This is a genomic window from Rhizobium sp. Leaf341, assembly GCF_001424325.1.
Taxonomy (GTDB): domain Bacteria; phylum Pseudomonadota; class Alphaproteobacteria; order Rhizobiales; family Rhizobiaceae; genus Ferranicluibacter.
In genome coordinates this window covers 152,877-170,808 of sequence record NZ_LMPE01000011.1, presented here as the reverse complement: position 1 = coordinate 170,808, position 17,932 = coordinate 152,877, and the positions used below count along the sequence as shown (strand labels likewise).

The 17,932-nt window shown below is 63.1% G+C and carries 14 protein-coding genes; 4 read left to right on the top strand and 10 right to left on the bottom strand.

Annotated features, from left to right (window positions below; translation table 11 throughout):
• Positions 1 to 84 precede the first annotated feature (84 nt).
• Positions 85 to 1,125, top strand: a complete 1,041-nt coding sequence (locus ASG03_RS11970; protein WP_062478521.1) for a class I SAM-dependent methyltransferase — start codon at positions 85 to 87, stop codon at positions 1,123 to 1,125.
• A 134-nt stretch (positions 1,126 to 1,259) separates the two neighbouring features.
• Positions 1,260 to 1,529, top strand: coding sequence for a hypothetical protein (locus tag ASG03_RS11965; RefSeq protein WP_062478518.1), 270 nt, complete (start codon positions 1,260 to 1,262; stop codon positions 1,527 to 1,529).
• Between the two features lie 22 nt (positions 1,530 to 1,551).
• Here the strand turns inward: ASG03_RS11965 and ASG03_RS11960 are convergent, their stop codons facing one another.
• The 6 genes from ASG03_RS11960 to ASG03_RS11935 all read right to left on the bottom strand — a co-directional run bounded on the left by ASG03_RS11960 (position 1,552) and on the right by ASG03_RS11935 (position 8,972).
• The gene (locus ASG03_RS11960; RefSeq protein WP_082475718.1) at positions 1,552 to 2,715 is read right to left on the bottom strand and encodes an ABC transporter ATP-binding protein; all 1,164 of its coding nucleotides are present in this window, start codon (positions 2,713 to 2,715) and stop codon (positions 1,552 to 1,554) included.
• A complete protein-coding gene (locus ASG03_RS11955) occupies positions 2,712 to 4,673 on the bottom strand; it encodes a glycoside hydrolase family 127 protein (protein ID WP_062693719.1) in 1,962 nt (653 codons plus the stop codon). The genes ASG03_RS11960 and ASG03_RS11955 overlap by 4 nt, the downstream gene beginning before the upstream one ends.
• 22 nt (positions 4,674 to 4,695) lie before the next feature.
• The gene (locus tag ASG03_RS11950; RefSeq protein WP_062478897.1) at positions 4,696 to 5,589 is read right to left on the bottom strand and encodes a carbohydrate ABC transporter permease; all 894 of its coding nucleotides are present in this window, start codon (positions 5,587 to 5,589) and stop codon (positions 4,696 to 4,698) included.
• A gap of 35 nt (positions 5,590 to 5,624) precedes the next feature.
• Positions 5,625 to 6,542 carry a carbohydrate ABC transporter permease gene (locus ASG03_RS11945; protein ID WP_062478512.1) on the bottom strand — a complete coding sequence of 306 codons (918 nt, stop codon included), beginning with the start codon at positions 6,540 to 6,542 and terminating at the stop codon, positions 5,625 to 5,627.
• A 119-nt stretch (positions 6,543 to 6,661) separates the two neighbouring features.
• Entirely contained in the window at positions 6,662 to 7,900 is a 1,239-nt protein-coding gene (locus tag ASG03_RS11940; protein ID WP_062693859.1) for an ABC transporter substrate-binding protein, read from the bottom strand.
• A 25-nt stretch (positions 7,901 to 7,925) separates the two neighbouring features.
• A complete protein-coding gene (locus ASG03_RS11935) occupies positions 7,926 to 8,972 on the bottom strand; it encodes a LacI family DNA-binding transcriptional regulator (RefSeq protein WP_062478509.1) in 1,047 nt (348 codons plus the stop codon).
• Positions 8,973 to 9,176: 204 nt separating this feature from the next.
• On the opposite strand from ASG03_RS11935, the gene ASG03_RS11930 reads away from it, so the two are divergent.
• Positions 9,177 to 10,262 (top strand): DHH family phosphoesterase, encoded by a 1,086-nt coding sequence (locus ASG03_RS11930; RefSeq protein ID WP_062693718.1) that lies wholly within the window; start codon positions 9,177 to 9,179, stop codon positions 10,260 to 10,262.
• Entirely contained in the window at positions 10,259 to 11,308 is a 1,050-nt protein-coding gene (uvsE, locus tag ASG03_RS11925) for a UV DNA damage repair endonuclease UvsE (protein ID WP_062693717.1), read from the top strand. The genes ASG03_RS11930 and uvsE overlap by 4 nt, the downstream gene beginning before the upstream one ends.
• 21 nt (positions 11,309 to 11,329) lie before the next feature.
• On the opposite strand, the gene ASG03_RS11920 is transcribed toward uvsE, so the two are convergent.
• Genes ASG03_RS11920 through ASG03_RS11905 form a run of 4 tightly spaced genes read right to left on the bottom strand, consistent with a single transcriptional unit; the run spans position 11,330 to position 17,782 of the window.
• Positions 11,330 to 12,904: a response regulator gene (locus tag ASG03_RS11920; RefSeq protein ID WP_062693858.1), complete on the bottom strand. Its 1,575-nt coding sequence runs from the start codon at positions 12,902 to 12,904 to the stop codon at positions 11,330 to 11,332.
• Positions 12,901 to 13,476 (bottom strand): chemotaxis protein CheB, encoded by a 576-nt coding sequence (locus ASG03_RS11915; protein ID WP_062693716.1) that lies wholly within the window; start codon positions 13,474 to 13,476, stop codon positions 12,901 to 12,903. Before ASG03_RS11915 ends, ASG03_RS11920 begins: the two co-directional genes overlap by 4 nt.
• Complete coding sequence (locus ASG03_RS11910; RefSeq protein ID WP_200934700.1) at positions 13,473 to 14,312, bottom strand: CheR family methyltransferase; 840 nt, start codon at positions 14,310 to 14,312, stop codon at positions 13,473 to 13,475. Before ASG03_RS11910 ends, ASG03_RS11915 begins: the two co-directional genes overlap by 4 nt.
• Positions 14,309 to 17,782 carry a response regulator gene (locus ASG03_RS11905; RefSeq protein WP_062693715.1) on the bottom strand — a complete coding sequence of 1,158 codons (3,474 nt, stop codon included), beginning with the start codon at positions 17,780 to 17,782 and terminating at the stop codon, positions 14,309 to 14,311. The genes ASG03_RS11910 and ASG03_RS11905 overlap by 4 nt, the downstream gene beginning before the upstream one ends.
• Positions 17,783 to 17,932: the final 150 nt, after the last annotated feature.

Below are 17,932 nucleotides of genomic sequence, written 5' to 3'. Positions count from 1 at the left end.
TTTGTCGAAGATCGATGCATTTCCAGACAATTTGAGTCATCTCTTACGCGTTTTGTTAACTTTCTACTAACCAAAGGACGTAGTGTGAAAAAACCCATCGACGCGTTTGACGGACAGAGCCTGATCACGCCTCTTGCTGCCAACAGGCAGGTTTTTCCATCGGGAGCCGCCGTCAGCGACCGCCTGCTTCGCATCGCCCGGGACGAGATGACCCTTATCCTTCAGGTCGCCGCCCAGCAGATCCAGATGGATCGCAGCCCTGCCCAGATCATCGCACGCCTGATCCGCTCGCTTCACGAGAGCCGCGAAAAGTATCTTGCCGTCTGGCCGCAGCTCATCGCCATGGTCCAGGACCACCCGGTGGCGGCCTATTTCCACAATGATCCGTTCACGCGCTGGTCCTTCGAGAAGCCGCGTGGCTATTCCGGCGATGCGAGCTTGATCGATTTCATCTACGGCCATCCGGATATCGCGACCGATGTCGAAGCCGCCTCGCCGCTGGGGCGCACGCTGTATGACTACACGCGCAATGCGCCGTCGGCTGTCGCGGTGCGGGAGCGTCGCGACCTCCTAACCCGCACCGTCGATGAAACGGCGGCAAGCCGCGGACCGGAGACGGAGGTGCTGGCGGTGGCGGCTGGGCATTTGCGCGAAGCGGAAGCGTCCGTCGCCATGCGGGAGCGCCGCCTCAAGCGCTGGGTCGCGCTCGACCAGGACCCCTTGAGTGTCGGACGCACCATGCGCAATTTTCAGGGAACGCCGGTCGATGCGATGGACGGCTCCGTTCGCGGGCTGCTGAAGAACGACTACAGCCTTGGCCAGTTCGACCTGATCTATGCAGCGGGTCTCTACGACTACCTCGCCGACAAGGTGGCGGTGAAGCTGACGCAGACGTGCCTTTCGATGCTGAAACCGGGCGGCACGTTCCTGTTTGCCAACTTCTCGACGGAAGTCCCCGACGACGGCTACATGGAAACAATGATGAACTGGACGCTGCTGCTGCGCTCGCAGTCGGAGATGTGGTCGATCATCGACGCGTCCCTTGATGGGAAGCGTGCCGAGAAGCGCGTGTTTTTCGGTGCGAACCGCAACATCATCTACGGCACGATCCATATGCCGCACTAGGCGTCTTCGACACAGCCTGGTCATTCGGCCGCATCTGCGGCCGAAACTTTCGGCTCTCGGAACCTGGAACAGCACGCCTGACTGAAACTCTTTGCGATCTGCATACGTCACCCTCCCTTCGCCCTGGAGGTTCAATGCATATTACGAGAGCGCAGTGGCTCAACCTCGCGTCGGAGCCACATTCCCTCCGGCGCATCTACAGTCTGTGCCTGCTGGTCCATGGCGGCGACGTCTTCAGCGCCAAGGAACGGCACCTTGCCGGCCGACTGCTGCACAAGCTCGAGGGCATCGTACATCTGCCGGTAACGGCGAACGAGGAGGCCCAAGCCATTGCAGGTGAGTTCTCCCACCTCGAAACCCAGGTCGTCAAACGGTTGGAACGTTTTCAGCCGCCGCGCCGGTAAGCGTACCGATCCATCCTTGCGATCACGCTTCGTCCGCGCGTAACCGCATTCCGCCCGGGTCGAACAGACGGATCGAGTCCGGCGCCCACGAGAGGATGATGCGGTCGCCGGGCTTGACCGGCACGGGCGACCGATATTCGACCGTGATAGCCTGGCCATCCGAGAGCTGGCAGTAGAGGTACTGCGTTCCGCCCAGATACTCGGAGAAATCGACGACCACCTCCAGAGAGCGGCCCTCGATCTTTTCATGGCCGACACTGAGATGCTCGGGGCGGATGCCGAATGTCACCTCGGCCCCGGAAGCCCGCGCCGCCGCGGCAAAGGGCGCGACGAGCGTTGCGTCAGCAAGCCCCAGGTTCCGTCCCTCCTGCCTGGCCTTCAGAAGGTTCATTCGCGGCGAGCCGATGAAGCCGGCGACAAAGCTGTTGGAGGGGTTCTCATAGATCTCGCGCGGGCTCCCGACCTGCTCGATCCGGCCTTCGCGCAGCACCACGATCACGTCGGCCAGCGTCATCGCTTCCGTCTGATCGTGCGTCACATAGATCATCGTGTTGCCAAGCTCGCGGTGGAGCCTTGCGATCTCGATGCGCATGGAGACGCGAAGCTCCGCGTCGAGGTTGGAGAGCGGCTCATCGAACAGGAAGACATCCGGTTTGCGAACGATCGCCCGGCCAATGGCAACGCGCTGACGCTGGCCGCCCGAAAGCTGTCCGGGGCGGCGGTCGAGAAGATGGTCGGTCTTCAGGATGGCCGACGCCGCTGCGACGCGGCGATCGATCTCCTCCTTCGGCGTGCTCGCCATCTTCAGGCCGAAGGCGAGGTTGTCGCGAACGCTCATATGCGGATAGAGCGCGTAGGACTGGAAAACCATCGCGATACCCCGGTCCGATGGATCGAGATCCGTCACGTCGCGGTCCTTGATCGCGATGATTCCATCCGTGACCTCCTCGAGCCCGGCAATCATGCGCAACAGCGTGGATTTGCCGCAGCCGGACGGACCGACGAAGACGGTGAACGCACCCTCCGGAATCGTCAGGTCGATCCCGTGGATGATGTCGAGACTGCCGAAGGACTTTCTCACCCCCGACAGACGGACGCCGCCTGTCGCGGCGCCCTCCCTGCCCTCCGGGCCGCCCGTCGGTCGCGCCGAAACAACCGGCGAGCGGGTGTCCTGAGCAACGCTCATTTCGCCTCTCCCGCGCCGTCGCGCATCCACACCAGCATTTCGCCGGGCTCCCGATTGTCCCAGAGATGGTAGGGCACGAACCGCGCCGTCACCTTTCGTGCTTCCGGCGGCGCCTCGCGATAGAGCGTTTCGCCCCAGTCGACCTCGTCGCGTTCGGCGGCAAGCTCGAGGGCTATGGCATGTTCCAGGCCGGGCATGGTCCGTTCGCTGGCCGATGCCGGCTCGCCGGTGATCTTCAACCGTTGCAAGCCGTTTCCATTGTCCGTCTCCTCGGTGCAATAGACAAGCGGCCCGCGAACGAGTGCAACGCGACCGGCATCCTGGCGGATCAGCGGGTTGGCCCGCAACAGCCGCGGCGCGAGCGGCAGGTCGAGCGCAATCTCGTCCTTGTCGGACCATTCCCGCTCGATCCGGGCATAGCCGTCAACCATCGCCTGATCGAGATCGACGGGCGTGCCGTTGACCGAAAGCATGGCGCCCTTGCACCAGGCCGGAATACGCAGCGAGAGCGCGAAGCGGGATGGGGCGGCAACACCCACTTCGAACCGGATGGCGCCGTTCCAGGGATAGCGGGTTTCCTGCGAAAGCGTGACCCCGGCGCCGCCGATCTCGAACTGCGCCTTGCCCTCGCCATAGAGGTGCACGGCGATCTCGTCATCCGAGACGCCATACATATAGGAGCCGATCGACGCGAGCAGCCGCGCGATGTTGGGCGGGCAGCACGGGCAGGGATGCCATGTCCAGCGATGATGCTTGCCGGCACTCTCGAGCGGATTGTCGTAGAAGAAGCGCGTTCCATCCAGGGACAACCCCACCATCGCGCCGTTGTACAGCGCCTGTTCCATGATGTCGGCATACCGGCGGTCAGGTCCCCGGCCCAGCATCCGCGCGGCCCAGAACACGATGCCGACGGAAGCGCAGGTTTCGTTGTAGGCGCTCTCGTTCGGCATGTCGTAGGGGTCGGTGAACCCTTCGTTCGCTGCAGACGGGCCGATGCCGCCGGTCACATACATCTGTCGGGTGACAAGGTCGCTCCACAGCGTTTCCAGCGCCTGGGTCAGGCTGTCGTCGCTATACTCCGTCGCGATGTCCGCCATGCCGGAATAGAGGTACATGGCACGCACGGCATGTCCGACCACGCGGGTCTGCTCGCGCACCGGCTGGTGCGACTGGTTGTACTCGAAGCTGTGGAAGACGAACTTCTTGGCCTCGCGGCCGTCGCGTTTGGCTTCTTCGATGAAGAAGTGCGGTTCCGTGCCCCGCTCGTCGATGAAGTATTTGGAAAGGTCGAGATATTTCTGCTCGCCTGTCACGCGCGCCAGACGGACGAGCGCCAGTTCGATTTCCTCATGACCGTCATAGCCGGGGATCTGGTCCTCGCCATGACCGAAGACGGTGATCATGTAGTCCGCAAAACGCGCCATGACGTCGAGCAGCTTGCGCTTTCCGGTCGCCTGGTAATAGGCGACGGCGCCTTCGATCAGATGGCCGGCGCAATAGAGTTCGTGGAAATCCCGCAGGTTCGTCCAGCGACGACCGGGCTGCACGCGCTGGAACCAGGCGTTCACATATCCGTCGTCATCCTGAAGCTTCTCGTAGAGGTCGGCGATCGCATCGACGCGGGCCTCAAGTTCCGGGTTGGGCGAGCGAAACAGGGAATAGGCAACCGTCTCGATCGACTTGCCGAGGTCGCTGTCCCAGAACATCTGGGTCGAACCATCCCATGGCTGGATCGGAAGAACGACGCCGGGGCTCGGGAGGCTGACATCGATGGCTTTCAGCATGCCCGCTTCCACGCAGCGGTCGAGCAGCGTCTTGGCCGTCGTCGCGCAGATGGCATCCTGGCGCTCTCCGAACAGGCCGCCGAGGGTCACGCTCGGGACGGGCAACGGCCGGAACTTGCGATCCCTGCGACGTGCGTTGCCGGCCTGAGTGTCAGTGTGAATGTTGCTGTCCATAACTTTTGCTTTCGTAAGAGGCTCATTTCACGGCGCCGGCCATGAGGCCGCGCATGTAGTAGCGTTGGAGGAGAAGGAAGATGATCAGGCACGGGATGGTCATGACCACAACGCCGGCCTGGACCGCGCCCCAGTTGATGGCGCCGAGCCGGCCCGCACGCACCGCCATCATGAGGACGGGCATCGTGTAGTTGTCATTGCTGGAGAGAAGCACCAACGCGGCGAGGAACTCGTTCCAGGCATTGAGGAAGGCGAAGATGGCGACGGTTGCGGCCCCCGGCAGGACGAGCGGCAACAGCACCCGCACGAGCAGTTTCAGATCTCGTGCCCCATCGATCCGCGCGGCTTCCTCGATTTCCTTCGGCACGGCGTCGAACGCGTTGCGCATCATGAACACCGAGAAGGGCAGCTGGAGCGTGACGTAGACCAGCACCAGTCCGAAGAGCGAATTGTTGAGCCCGAGCTTGGCAAGGATGATGAACAGCGGGGTCAGGATCGACTGGAACGGGATCATCAGCGTTGCGATGATCAGCACGAACAGCGTGTTCTTGAAGGGAAAGCGGTAGCGCGAGAAGCCGTAGCCGGCGAGCAGGCTGATGGCGACGGTCAGGATCACGGTCGCAAGCGATACGACCAGCGAATTGAGCGTGTGCTGCCAGACGCCCGCACCGAACGTATCGAGCGAGCGGTAGGAGTCCAGGCTGAACGCCGTTGTCGGCCAAGGCGGCAGCGGCGGAGTCATGCTTTCCGGACCGCTGCGGAACGAGGCGAGGAACGCGATCGCGAAGGGCGCAAGAAAGAAGAGCGCGATGGCAGCACCTGCCACGTGGTAGGCGACCGCGCCGTTGCGTCTTCGGCGCGCGCGGGCCGCCTTCGCGGCTTCATTCGCGGCATCGGTTGGCCGGGTGTCCGTCATGGTCGGGTCCAGGGTGAAAGCACTTTGCGTCATGGTCATGCCTTGTCGTCTCCGACCTTCAGCAGCCAGAGCTGCACGATGCTGATGGCAACGAGAATGGCGAGCAGCACGATCGACAGCGACGCGCCGTAGCCGAGGTTGAAGGACACGAAGGACTGGTTGAAGATGTAGTAGACGACCGAGATCATCCGGTTCTGCGGCCCGCCCGCCGTCATGATGTAGAACTGGTCGAAGGCGAGGATCGAACCCGTCACCGAGATGATCAGCGCCAAGGCGATCGTCCGACGCATCAGGGGCAGCGTGAGATAGCGAAATCGCTGCCACCGCTTCGCGCCATCGATGCGCGCCGCCTCAACGATGTCGGACGGGATCGCCTGCAGTCCGGTCAGGAGGATGATCATGGTGAAGCCGGCGATTTTCCAGACAACCATGACGATAATGGTCAGAAAGGCGGCGTCGAAACTCGCAAGCAGGTTGGGGCTGCGCTCGACAAGCCCGAGTTCTTTCAGGAGCGGTCCGATGAAGCCGCTGTCCACATTGGCAAGCCACACCCAGAGGAGCGACGCGGTGGCAAGTCCGACGACAACGGGCAGGAAGATGACGGTGCGATAGGCGCCGACGAAACGCCGTTGCTTTTCGACAAAGAGCGCCAGGGGAAAGGCGACGGCGAAGATCGCGATGGTCGCAACGACGGTATAGAGCCCGGTGAAGCGAAGCGCGGACAGAAACCGCGCATCATGGATCATGCGGACGTAATTGCTGATGCCGATCCAGCGCTGGGCACCCATCAGGGGCCAGGCATGCAGGCTCATCCAGGCGGTGACAATGACCGGGACGACGAAGAACAGGATGACCAGCGCCATTGCCGGCGCGATATAGAGCAGGCCACGCCAGGCCGACGATCGTGACCTCGGGCGCCCGGGCTGGCGGGACAGGGTGGCGACAACAGTCATGTGCAGACCTCGCAATTCGCGGACCGGCCGACAACGGATCGTTGACGGGCGCAGTCATGGAAGAGAACGGGCGGAGGGAGCGCATCTCCCCCTCCGCCCGCAGGCGTCCAGGGGGAGGATCACTGGCCGCTGTCGATGATCGACTGCATTTCGGACTGTGCCGTAGAGAACGCACCGTCGACGTCGTCGCTGAAGATCGCAGCGTTCAGGAAAGTCGCCCAGGGTCCGTTCGCGCTGTTGATCAGGTCGTTGAACTGCAGGGTATAGGGTGTCTTGGCGACAGCGATCGCCTTCATGCCCACTTCCATGCGCGGATCGAGGCCCTTCAGCACCTGATCGGCGATGTCGCCGCGGGTCGGAAGGCTGCCATACTTGGCCATGATCTTCTGGCCTTCTTCGGAATAGATGTACTGGATGAAGGCCTTGACCGGCTCGAGCTTGGTCGTCCCCTTGCTCACCACCACATTGTCACCGCCGGCAAAGGACGACGGCGAGCCGTTGACGCCGGGAATGAGCGTGACACCGAAGTCGATCGTGGGATGTTCGGTCACGAGCGTCCCGATGGCGAAGGCGCCGAGGCTCTGCTGGCCGATCTTGCCATTGGTGAACGACAGGAAGTTCGTGCCGTTGTCGCTCGCTGCACCCGCCGGCACGAGGTCCTTCTTGACCATGTTCCGGTAGATATCCACCGCCTTGCGCATCTCCGGCGTATCGAGCGTCGCCGTCTTGCCGTCGGCGGACAGGATATCGGCGCCGGCGCCCCAGACGAGCGGCGTAAACGTGAAGATCATGCAGCCGCCGCACCCGCCGCCCGAGAAATAGAAGCCGTAGGTGTCATCGCCCAGCGCCCGGATCTTCTCGGCATTCGCGGTAATCTCGTCCCAGTTCGCCGGGGCCTTTTCGGGGTCAAGACCAGCCTTGCGGTAAAGGTCCTTGTTCCAGGCGAAGACGGACGTCTCGACCGACAGAGGCAGCCCGTAGATCTTCTCGTCATAGGTGCCCAGACGCACATGCGAGGGCGAGAGCGCGTTGAAATAGGGCAGACTTTTCGCCCAGTCGGTCAGATCCTCGAGCTGCCCTGCGGCGGCAAAGGCTGGTGTGTAGATCAGGTCCATCGACAACGCGTCGGGAGCTTGCCCGCCGGCGATCGAGGTCGCATATTTCTGGACCAGCTCCGAGAACGGCACTTCGGTCAATTCGACCTTGTCTTCATGGCCGGCATTGTAGGCGGCAACGACGTTCTTGAAGGCGTCGCCGACGCCGGTGCGCACCCACATGTTGATGGTCTCGGCCGCGGCCAAGCTCGGGGTTAGGGACAGCGCGAGCAGGCTCGTCGCAGCAAGAAGCTGTTTCATCATGGTCATTCCTCCCTTATGGCGCTCCTCAGCGCCGTTGTTCGTCGTTTCCGAGGCTCCCCGCCTCGCCGGAGCCACCGGCCCCGCATGATTGCCGAACCACCAGTCGGCACGGCAATGTCCTCACGCCCGGCTCCACCGTCAGGCCTTCCGCCAGAGCGAGAATGGTCAGGCCCGCCTGGCGCCCGAGTTCCTTCAGGTCCATATCCACCGATGTCAGTGGCGGACGCATCTGCGCCGCAACGATCTCCCAATTGTCGAAACCGACGATCGCGACATCCTCGGGCACGCGAATGCCCCGCTCGCGAAGCGCGTCGACGGCGCCGCGGGCAATCTGGTCGTTGCCGCAGAAGAGCGCGTCCGGCTTCTCGCCTGCAGCGGCCCAGATCCGTTCGACAGCATCTCGCCCCCAGGTTTCCGACCACTCGCCGAAGAAAACGGACGCCCCCTCGCCGGCCGTCGCCCGAAACGCGCCGCTGCGTTCGCGCACCGAGAAGAAATCCTCGGGACCGGTCACGTGCACGATCCGCTGCCGGCCGTTTGTCTTCAACCATTCGACGGCGAGCGTTGCGCCGTGCGCGTCGTCCGAGCGGAACGAGACACTCTCCGGTCCGCCCTCGGTAAAGGCGTAAACCACGGGAACCGGCACATCCGTCAGATCAATCGGCAGACTGCGGTCCACGCGCTTTCCCGTCGCGATGATGCCGTCCACCTGCTTGTCGAGCATAGCGTCCACATGCACCTGACCGAGCGCCGGATCGTCCTCGATCGCGCACAGGAAAACGGAGACACCGCGATCGACCAGAGCTTCCGAGACCCCGGCCATGACCGGCAGGGTAAAGCGACCATACGTATCGTTCGTCAGCAGACCGATCGTGAAGCTGCGCTTCGACAGCAAACCCTGCGCCAGGGCGTTCGGCCGAAAACCAATCTCACGCGCAACCCGCTTCACACGCTGGCGCGTTTCCTCGCCCATCCGTCCTGTGTCGTTCAGCGCCTTGGAGGCCGTGGAAATGCTTACCCCGGCAATGGCCGCGAGATCGCGGATTGTCTGACGTCCTCCCTTTCCCCGCATCCTGCCGACCTCCCGTTCGTAACGAGAGAAAAGCTTTTCCCAGGCACTGCGTCAAATGAGAAAACGTTTTCTCACAAACTTTTTTTGTAATTGCGTTTCCAGGATACGGGCAAGCGCCGAATGGGGCATGCCGCTACGGATGGATCAAAACGGTGGCAGGCGAGTTGATCGGTCAAGAAAAATGCCCTCATCGAAAGGCCGGGAATGACCCGCATCCAGTCGCCAGACCTCTTCCCGGATGCCCTCGCACGTCTCGGCGACCGCCCGCTCATCGCGTGCCACAACGATGCCGACGGCCTGTCCGCCGGGGTTCTTCTGAAAAAGGCGCTGGAGCGTCACGGTGTCGATTGCAGCCTGCGCCTGGTCGGGAAAGGCGAGAATGCCTACGCACCGGCCTTCGCCGAAGAGATCGACGCCCGCTTTGATTCAGGCGCGATCACCGGGATCATCCTTGCGGATCTTGGGGTCTCGGACCAGTTGCCGCCGACATGGCCGGCAATCCTCATCGATCATCATGTTCCCACGGGCCTACCCGCGCATGCGACAATCATCAGCGGCATCGAGGACGACCCCGTCCCGACCTCCAGTCTTCTCGCCTACCGGTGTGGCCGATCCATCGGTGATGCCGAGCCGGACCTCTGGCTGGCCGCAATCGGCATCATCGGAGACATGGCAGACGGCAGCGGTTTTCCGGAAATGGAGGAGGCACGCCGTTTCGGCATCACGGCGCTGCGGAAAGCCGTGTCCCTGGTCAATGCCCCACGACGTTCCGCAAGCGGGGACGCGACGCCGGCCTTCGAACTGCTGGCAAAGGCCAGCGGCCCGAAGGACGTGCTGAGCGGTGTCTTTCCAGAAACGGCACGCCTTCAGGCGGCGCAGGCCGAGGTGCGGCGTGAACTCGACGAGGCGCGCAAGGCGGCACCGCGATTTGCCGGGGATGTCGCGATCATCCCCATCTCCTCGCCCTGCCAGGTCCATCCGGTGATCGCGCAGACCTGGAGCGGCCGCCTGAAGGTGCCGGTCGTGATCGCTGCAAACACCGGCTACCGGCCCGGCTGGGTGCACTTTGCCGCCCGGTCGTCCGGCGACACCGACCTGCCCGCGTTTCTGGCGACCGTGCGGCCACCGGGCGCCGACGAGCAGTACGGAAAGGGGCATCGGGCGGCCTCCGGCGGCGCTCTTCGGACCGAGGACTGGAACCTCTTCGTGGAAACGCTCGGCTTCAACGCCGAGATGAAGGTGGCGACGACCGGTCCGGAAAATAAAACAGAGAAGAGAGCCCTTGCATGAGCAGACGAATTTCCAGGCTGGGTTTCCCGGTCAAGGTGATGGCGCGGGACGACCTGAAGAGCAATGATGCGCGCCGCCACGCCAACGCGCCGCATCTGAAGATATCGCTCAGCTATGTCGACGCGATCCTCGATCACCTCGATCGTCATGACATCCGCATGTACCGCATGTCTTCGGATCTTGCGCCTTACGCGACCCATCCTGACCTTCCGGCTTTCCATGGAATGGTGCGGGAGAGTCGAAGCGAGCTTCAGGCCATCGGTGCTAAGGCACGCGAACTCGACATCCGCCTGTCGTTCCATCCGTCGCAATATGTCGTCCTCAACAGTCCGGATCCCGAACTCGTGGCGAAAAGCGTGCTCGACCTCGCGTCGCAGGCCGACATGCTCGATTTGATGGAGCTCGGCCCGGAGGCCGTCATGGTCATCCATGTCGGCGGCACCTATGGGGATGTAGAGACGAGCCGGGCGCGGTGGGTGGAAACGTGGAAGACGCTGCCGGAGCCGGTTCGACGCCGCCTCGTACTGGAGCACGATGACCTGCGTTTCTCAGCTGCCGACGTTCTCTGGATCCACGAGCATACCGGGGTCAGGCTGATCTTCGATCACCAGCATTTCTGGTGCCTGAACCCGGAGCGTGCAGACATGCGCGCAACGCTCGAAGCCATTTTGCGGACATGGCCGGAGGGGCAGCAGCCCAAGTTGCATTTTTCGTCACCCCGGACGGAGCTGCGCGAACAGGTTGTCGTCGACAAGACGACGCGGAAGAAGACCGTCCGTCACGTTGCACCTGTCTTCACCGGTCACGCGGATTTTTGCAATCCGTTCGAGTTTGCCACGTTCATGCGCATTGCCGAAGGGCTCGACTTCGACGTGATGCTGGAAGCCAAGGCCAAGGATCTGGCACTGCTTCGGCTCCGTCCCGATCTCCTGCGTTACGCGCCGGACGTTGCCGCCCGTTTCGGGCTGACAGCGTCGGATCATCAGGCCTTTGCGGCGGAAGAGAAGGCCGTGCTCGAGGAGGTGGATGCCGGTAGCGGTGCCTGAGCCCCCGCGACGACGCGCACGTCAGGCGACGACGACGCCGTCCAGCAACTGTTCCAGCTCTTCCATCAGCACCGGCTTGGTCAGATGATGCGAAAAGCCGGCTTCGAGGGCCTTTGCCTTGTCCTTGTCCTGTCCCCAACCGGTCTGCGCGATGATGGTCGTCGTCTTGAACGCATCGTCGCGGCGAAGGGCGCGGCACACCTCGTATCCATCCATGCCCGGCAAACCGATATCGAGGAGAATGGCGTCGGGGCGAAAGCGCCGCGCGGCATCGAGTGCCTCGCGGCCGTCATGGATGGACTCGCACTGATGTCCGATGTCCTCCAGCATCCATCCGAGCGCGTCTGCCACGATGACATTGTCGTCCACGATCAGGACTTTCAGCGAACGACGGTCCCGCTCGTCCTGGGGTTGAGGTCGTGCAGGAACGACCGCGAGGACCGTCTCCGGTTCCGAAACGACAGCGGGGACGGCCGCAAGCGGAATACGAACGGTGAAGCGGCTCCCTTGCCCCGTCCCCGCACTCGTCACCTCGACGGTGCCGCCATGGAGGACGACGAGCTGGCGCACCAGGGCAAGGCCGATGCCAAGCCCACCCTGGGCATGCTCGAGATGGCCGTCCACCTGGGCAAAGAGCTGGAACACGTCCGATTGCAACGTTTCGGGTATGCCGATTCCGTTGTCGGAGACGTCGACGATCACGGCGCCATCGGCAGCCCGCACCGCAATCTCGATCTCGCCGCCCGTCGGTGTGTATTTTGCGGCATTGTTGAGAAGGTTGGCCACCACCTGCGCCATGCGTGTCGGATCGGCTTCCAGCCAGAGCGGCTCATCGGGCGCACGGACCGTCAGCCGGTGTTGCGAAGCGTCGATCAACGGTCGGCTTGCTTCGATGGCGGATTGGATGATCGTGTCGATCGTGATGCGTTCCTTGCGCAGACCGATCTTTCCCTGGCTTACGCGCGAAACATCCAGAAGGTCGTCGATCAGCCGGACCAGATGCACCATCTGCCGGTCCATCATCTCCCGGATGCTTTCCGCCGCCGCGCCGGTCGGGTTGCGGCGCAGGACGTCGAGTCCATGGCGCAGGGGCGCCAGCGGATTGCGCAGTTCGTGCGCCAGGGTCGCCAGGAATTCGTCCTTGCGGCGGTCGGCCTCGCGGAGTGCCGTTGCCTGGGCTTCGAGCGCATCTCGCTGCTCGGCGATCTGCTGGCGCTGGCGATAGAGTTCGAAGAAGACCTCGGCCTTGCTGCGCAGAATATCGGTCTCGATCGGCTTCTGGATAAAATCGACGGCGCCGGCTTCGTAACCCCGGAAACGACGCTGGCCGTCCGTGCTGCCGGCTGTCACGAAGATGATCGGAACGCGGCGCGTCCGCTCGTTGCCGCGCATCAGCTCGGCAAGCTCGAACCCGTTGAGGCCGGGCATCTGCACGTCGATCAGAGCCAGTGCCACATCGTGCTGCAGCAGCAGTTCCAGCGCCTGATCGCCTGATCGCGCCTTGAGGAGCAGTAGCCCGTCGCGACGCAGCAGCGCTTCCAGCGAGAGAAGGTTCTCCTCGAGGTCGTCCACCAACAGAAACGTAACGGGGCTCATGCGCATACGACCTTCTGAAGATACGCCGCGATGGCGTCAAGCGGCATCACTTGCGCGCCCGGACACCGTGCAATGGCGCCTTCGGGCATCGCCGCCGCAAAGGCCGTTGCAGGATCCTGAACGATGGCTTGCCCCCCTGCGTCCGAGATGGCGCGCAGGCCCCGCGCCCCGTCATGGTTTGCACCGGTCAGCACGATACCGACAAGCGCTGAGCCGAAGGCATCGGCAGCGGTTTCGAACAGGACATCGATGGAGGGTCGAGAGAACATGACGGGTTCGTCGCTGGACAGTGAGAGCGTCTTAGGGGTTTCGACGAGGAGATGATAGTTGGGCGGCGCAAAATAGGCTGTTCCGGCAACCAAGGGTTCCTTGTCCTCCACTTCCAGCACGCGGATTTGGCATTTCGCCCGGAAAAGCTCTGCCAGGACGCTGCGCTTGTCGCCTGGAATATGGACGACGAGGATGAGGGGCACCGGGAAGTCGGCCGGCACGGCCGGCAGGATGATCGTCAACGCCTCCAGGGCGCCGGCCGAAGCGCCGATAACGACGGCCTGCGGGCTGACGTCGCTCATTTGCCGACCCTCTGGTAGATCTTTTCCGTCCGCACGAAGTCGCGAAACGAACCGGCATGATCGGAAAAGCGGATGCTTTCCTTGGCGCCGAGGCCGAGAAAGCCGTTCCGCGGCAGGGAGTCCTTGAACAGGCCGAGCGCACGATCCTGAAGGGTACGATCGAAGTAGATCAACACGTTGCGGCAGGAAATCAGGTTCATTTCGCCAAAAACGGCGTCCGTGACGAGGCTGTGATCCGAGAAAACGACGTTGCGCCGCAGGGTCCGGTCGAAGGACACACGCCCATAGGCGGCCTGGTAATAGTCCGACAGGGACGACTTTCCGCCGGATCTGCGATGGTTTTCCGTAAACAGTTGCATGCGGTCGAGCGGGTAGACGCCGGCTTCCGCGATCTCAAGAGCCTCCTGGCTGATATCCGTGGCGTAGAACAGCGTCCGGTCTTCCAGTCCTTCCTCGCGGAACAGGATGACGAGGGAATAGAGCTCCTCGCCATGGCTGCAGCCCGCCACCCAGACCTTCAGTGACGGATAGGTCCGGAGATGCGGGATGACCTGTTCGCGGATCGCGCGGAAATAGTCGGGATCGCGAAACATCTCGCTGACCTGAACGGTCAGATAGCCCAAGATTCGGGGCAGCATGTCGCGGTCGTGCAGCAGGCGTTCCTGCAGGCTGGAAATCGTGGGGACGCCGAGCTGCTCCAGGGCCTGGCGCAGCCGTCGCTTGACCGACGCCATGGCATAGCCGCGGAAATCATAGTGATAGCGGGCGTAGAGCGCTTCCAGCAGCAAGCGGATCTCGATGTCCTCGACTTTCTCCACCATCGAAGGCTCGCTCATCGCGGCATCCAGACACGAACGAGTGACAGCAATTTTTCGACGTCCAGCGGCTTTGCCATGTAGTCGTTGGCGCCGGCCTCAATGCAGCGCTGCTGGTCGTCGGGCATGGCCTTCGCCGTCAAGGTGATGATCGGCAGCTTCTTCCACTGGGCGTTCCTGCGGATCTCGCGCGTCGCGGTCAGGCCATCCATGACGGGCATCATCACGTCCATCAGGACGAGATCGATCGCGGCACCCGGCTGGATCGCCGATTTCGCCAGCGCGTCCAGCGCTTCCTGCCCGTTTCGTGCAATCTCGATGACCGCGCCGCGCGGTTCGAGAATGTTGGTCAGCGCATAGACGTTGCGGACGTCGTCCTCGACGACGAGAATGCGACGCCCCTCCAGCAGTGCGTCGCGGCTTCGGGCCTTGCGGATCATCTTCTGCTGCTCCGCGGGCAGGTCGGAGACAACCTGATGGAGGAAGAGACTGACCTCGTCGAGGAGGCGTTCCGGCGACTTCGCGCCCTTGATAATGATGGACTTGGAATAGCGCCGGAGCTGAAGCTCGTCATCGGCCGAGAGCACGCGACCGGTGTAAACGATGACGGGCGGAAATGCCCTTTCGCTGTCCTGGCTGAGCGTTTCGAGCAGGGAGTAGCCGGATGCATCCGGCAACGACAGGTCGAGCACGACGCAATCGAAGGTCTGGGCCTGCAGGAGCCGCAGGCACTCTGCCGCCGTTCCCGCCGTGACCGTCTCGACATCGTGAGAGGTCAGCAGCCGTGCGACGGCTTCGCGCTGCACGTCGTTGTCCTCAACGATCAGAACACGGTGCACCCGCTGCGAAAGTCTGGCTTCGAGTTTCTGCAGCACCTCGACCAGCTGTTCCCGCTTGACCGGCTTGATCATATAGCCGACGGCGCCGAGCGACAGGGCCGTCTCCGCATGGTCGTCGCCGGACACCATGTGAATGGGAATGTGACGCGTCTGGACATCGCGCTTCAGCCGGTCGAGAACCGAAAGCCCGGACTGATCCGGCAAGCCGACATCGAGCACGATGGCGCTCGGCATGAACTGGCGGGCAAGCTCCAGCGCCTCCTGCGCCGTACCGGCGACAAGGGTGCGGAACCCCATCTCGCGCGACAGATCCCGCAAAATGGCGGCGAAGGTGACATCGTCCTCGATGATCAGCAGAACGCGCTTGTTGTCCGAGGGTACGGCCCGATCGTCCTCCACGAGACGCGCCCGGGCAACCGTCGGCGCGTCGCGGGCTTCGGACACAGGAGCGGGAACCGGAAGGGGCATGCTGACCGGAGACGGCGCAGACGAGACGGCTGCAGGCGGCTGCCGCGTGGCGACGCGCGCGGGATCGTAGGTCTCCGGAACGATGATCGTGAAGGTGCTGCCCTTTCCGGGCTGGCTTTCCAGCTGGATCGCTCCACCCAGCAGGCGGACGAGCTCGCGCGAGATCGAAAGGCCAAGGCCCGTTCCCCCGTAGCGACGGCTGATCGTGCCATCGGCCTGGTGAAACGCCTCGAAGATATTGCGCTGCTGATCCTCGGCGATGCCGATCCCGCTGTCCGTCACGGACAGCGCGATATGTCCCTCGCCGCCGCTGCGCTGAGCGCGCCGAATAGCGACCGACACCCTGCCTGCCGAGGTGAACTTGAAGGCGTTGGACAGGAGGTTCTTCACCACCTGCTCCAGTCTCTGGAGATCGGTTTCGATCACTGCCGGGCAATCCGGCGCGATCTCGACGGCAAACTCCAGCTGCTTGTTCCTGGCAACGGGATCGAAGACCTGTCGGAGATTGTTGGCCAGCCGTTCGACCGATACGGCTTCCGGGCGGATATCGATATGCCCCGCCTCGATCTTCGAGAGGTCGAGGATGTCGTTGATCAGGGTCAGGAGATCGTTGCCGGACGATTCGATCGTCTGCGCATACTTCACCTGCTCGCCCGTCAGGTTGTCCTCGGAATTGTCGGCCAGCAGCTTGGCGAGAATCAGCAGCGAATTTAGCGGCGTGCGCAGCTCATGCGACATGTTGGCGAGGAAGTCCGACTTGTAGCGGCTCGCCTGCTCCAGTTCACGCGCCTTCAACTGGACGGCGGCGTTGACACGCTCCAGATCGTCGCGCTGTGTCTCCAGCTGTCTCGTCTGCTCCTCGAGCTGCGAATTCGTCTGCTCCAGTTCCACCTGCTGCTGCTCGAGCCGCGCCTGGGATTCCTTCAGCGCCCGGCCCTGCTCTTCCAGCTCTTCGTTGGAGACCCGCAATTCCTCGCTCTGGACCTGCAGCTCCTCGGATTGACGTTGTGTTTCGCCCAGCAGGTTTTGCAGGTTGGTGCGGTAGTGCGCCGACCGCACCGCGGTAGCAACGGTGGCGGCGGCCTGTTCCAGAAGCGCAAGCACCTTCTCGTCGATCGGGTGCAGGAAGCCGAGCTCGATCACGGCATTGACCTCGCCGTCGATGATGGCGGGCGAGATCACGAGATGCCGCGGCTTCTCGCGTCCCAGCGCGGAGCCGAAGGAGAGATAGCCATCGGGAACATCGGACACCAGCAAGGCCTTTTCTCCGGCCGCCGCCTGACCGAGAAGGCCTTCACGCCGCTTGAACTGCTGCGGAATGTCTGCGCCTTCGGGAACGCCGTAGGTCGATGACCGCTGAAACGTGCCCCTGTCGCCGACAAATATTGCGCCCGCGACCGCGCCGGCATAATCGGCGAGATAGGTCAGGATGCTGTCGCCGAGCTGTTCGGTGCGCTGGTCGCCCATGACGGCCGTGCTCAGCCCGACCTGGCCGGCCTGGAGCCATTCTTCCCGCCGCCGCGCGAGGGTCGCACGGCGAATGAGGGCGCCGATGGCAATTGTCAGCAGGATCCCGAGGATACCGGACAAAACGCTGCTGAGGAGTGCGGTGCCATAGGCGTCGTCCATCTCGCTCAGCCACTGCTGGCGCTGGCGGGTTTCCTCCTGGCCCATTTCGGCGAGCTGCGCACGGATGGCGTCCATGGCCGCCTTGCCGCGATCCGAATTGACAACGGCCAGCGCGGCCGGCATCCCCTGTGTGCGGCGAAGCTCGATGGTGTCCTTCAGTTCGGAAAACTTGGCCTCGACACTGAGCCGAACCGCTTCGATACGCCGCTCCTGGGCCGGATTGTCCTGCACCAAGCGGGCGATATCGTTCAGATGGCGCGGAACCGCGAGAACCGCGACGTTGTAGGGGTCGAGATAGCGGGCATTGTCCGTCAGAAGGAAGCCACGCTGCCCCGTTTCCGCATCCTGCGTGCTGGACAGAAGCTTGCCCAGAGCCACGATCACCTCGTGGGTGTGGACGATCCTGTTGTTGTTGACGCGCAGCGTATGCAGGTTGAGATAGGCGATGGCACCGCTGATCATGAAGAAGACCAATGCGCCCGCCAGGCTGAACGCGACGACAGGATCAAGACCGAGCTTGACGCTCGATGTTCTGGGCTGCTGGGTATCGGTCATCGGGTTCTCGGCATGAGGTGGGAGCGGCGGCGGCAGGCGACGGGTTGTGACGAGGTCTTCGCGCAACGCGCTGTACCATTCCAGACCATGGCAGCACAACGCGCTGCGTCATCAACTCTGCGCCCGTTTCACAGGTGTTTTCGGAAGACA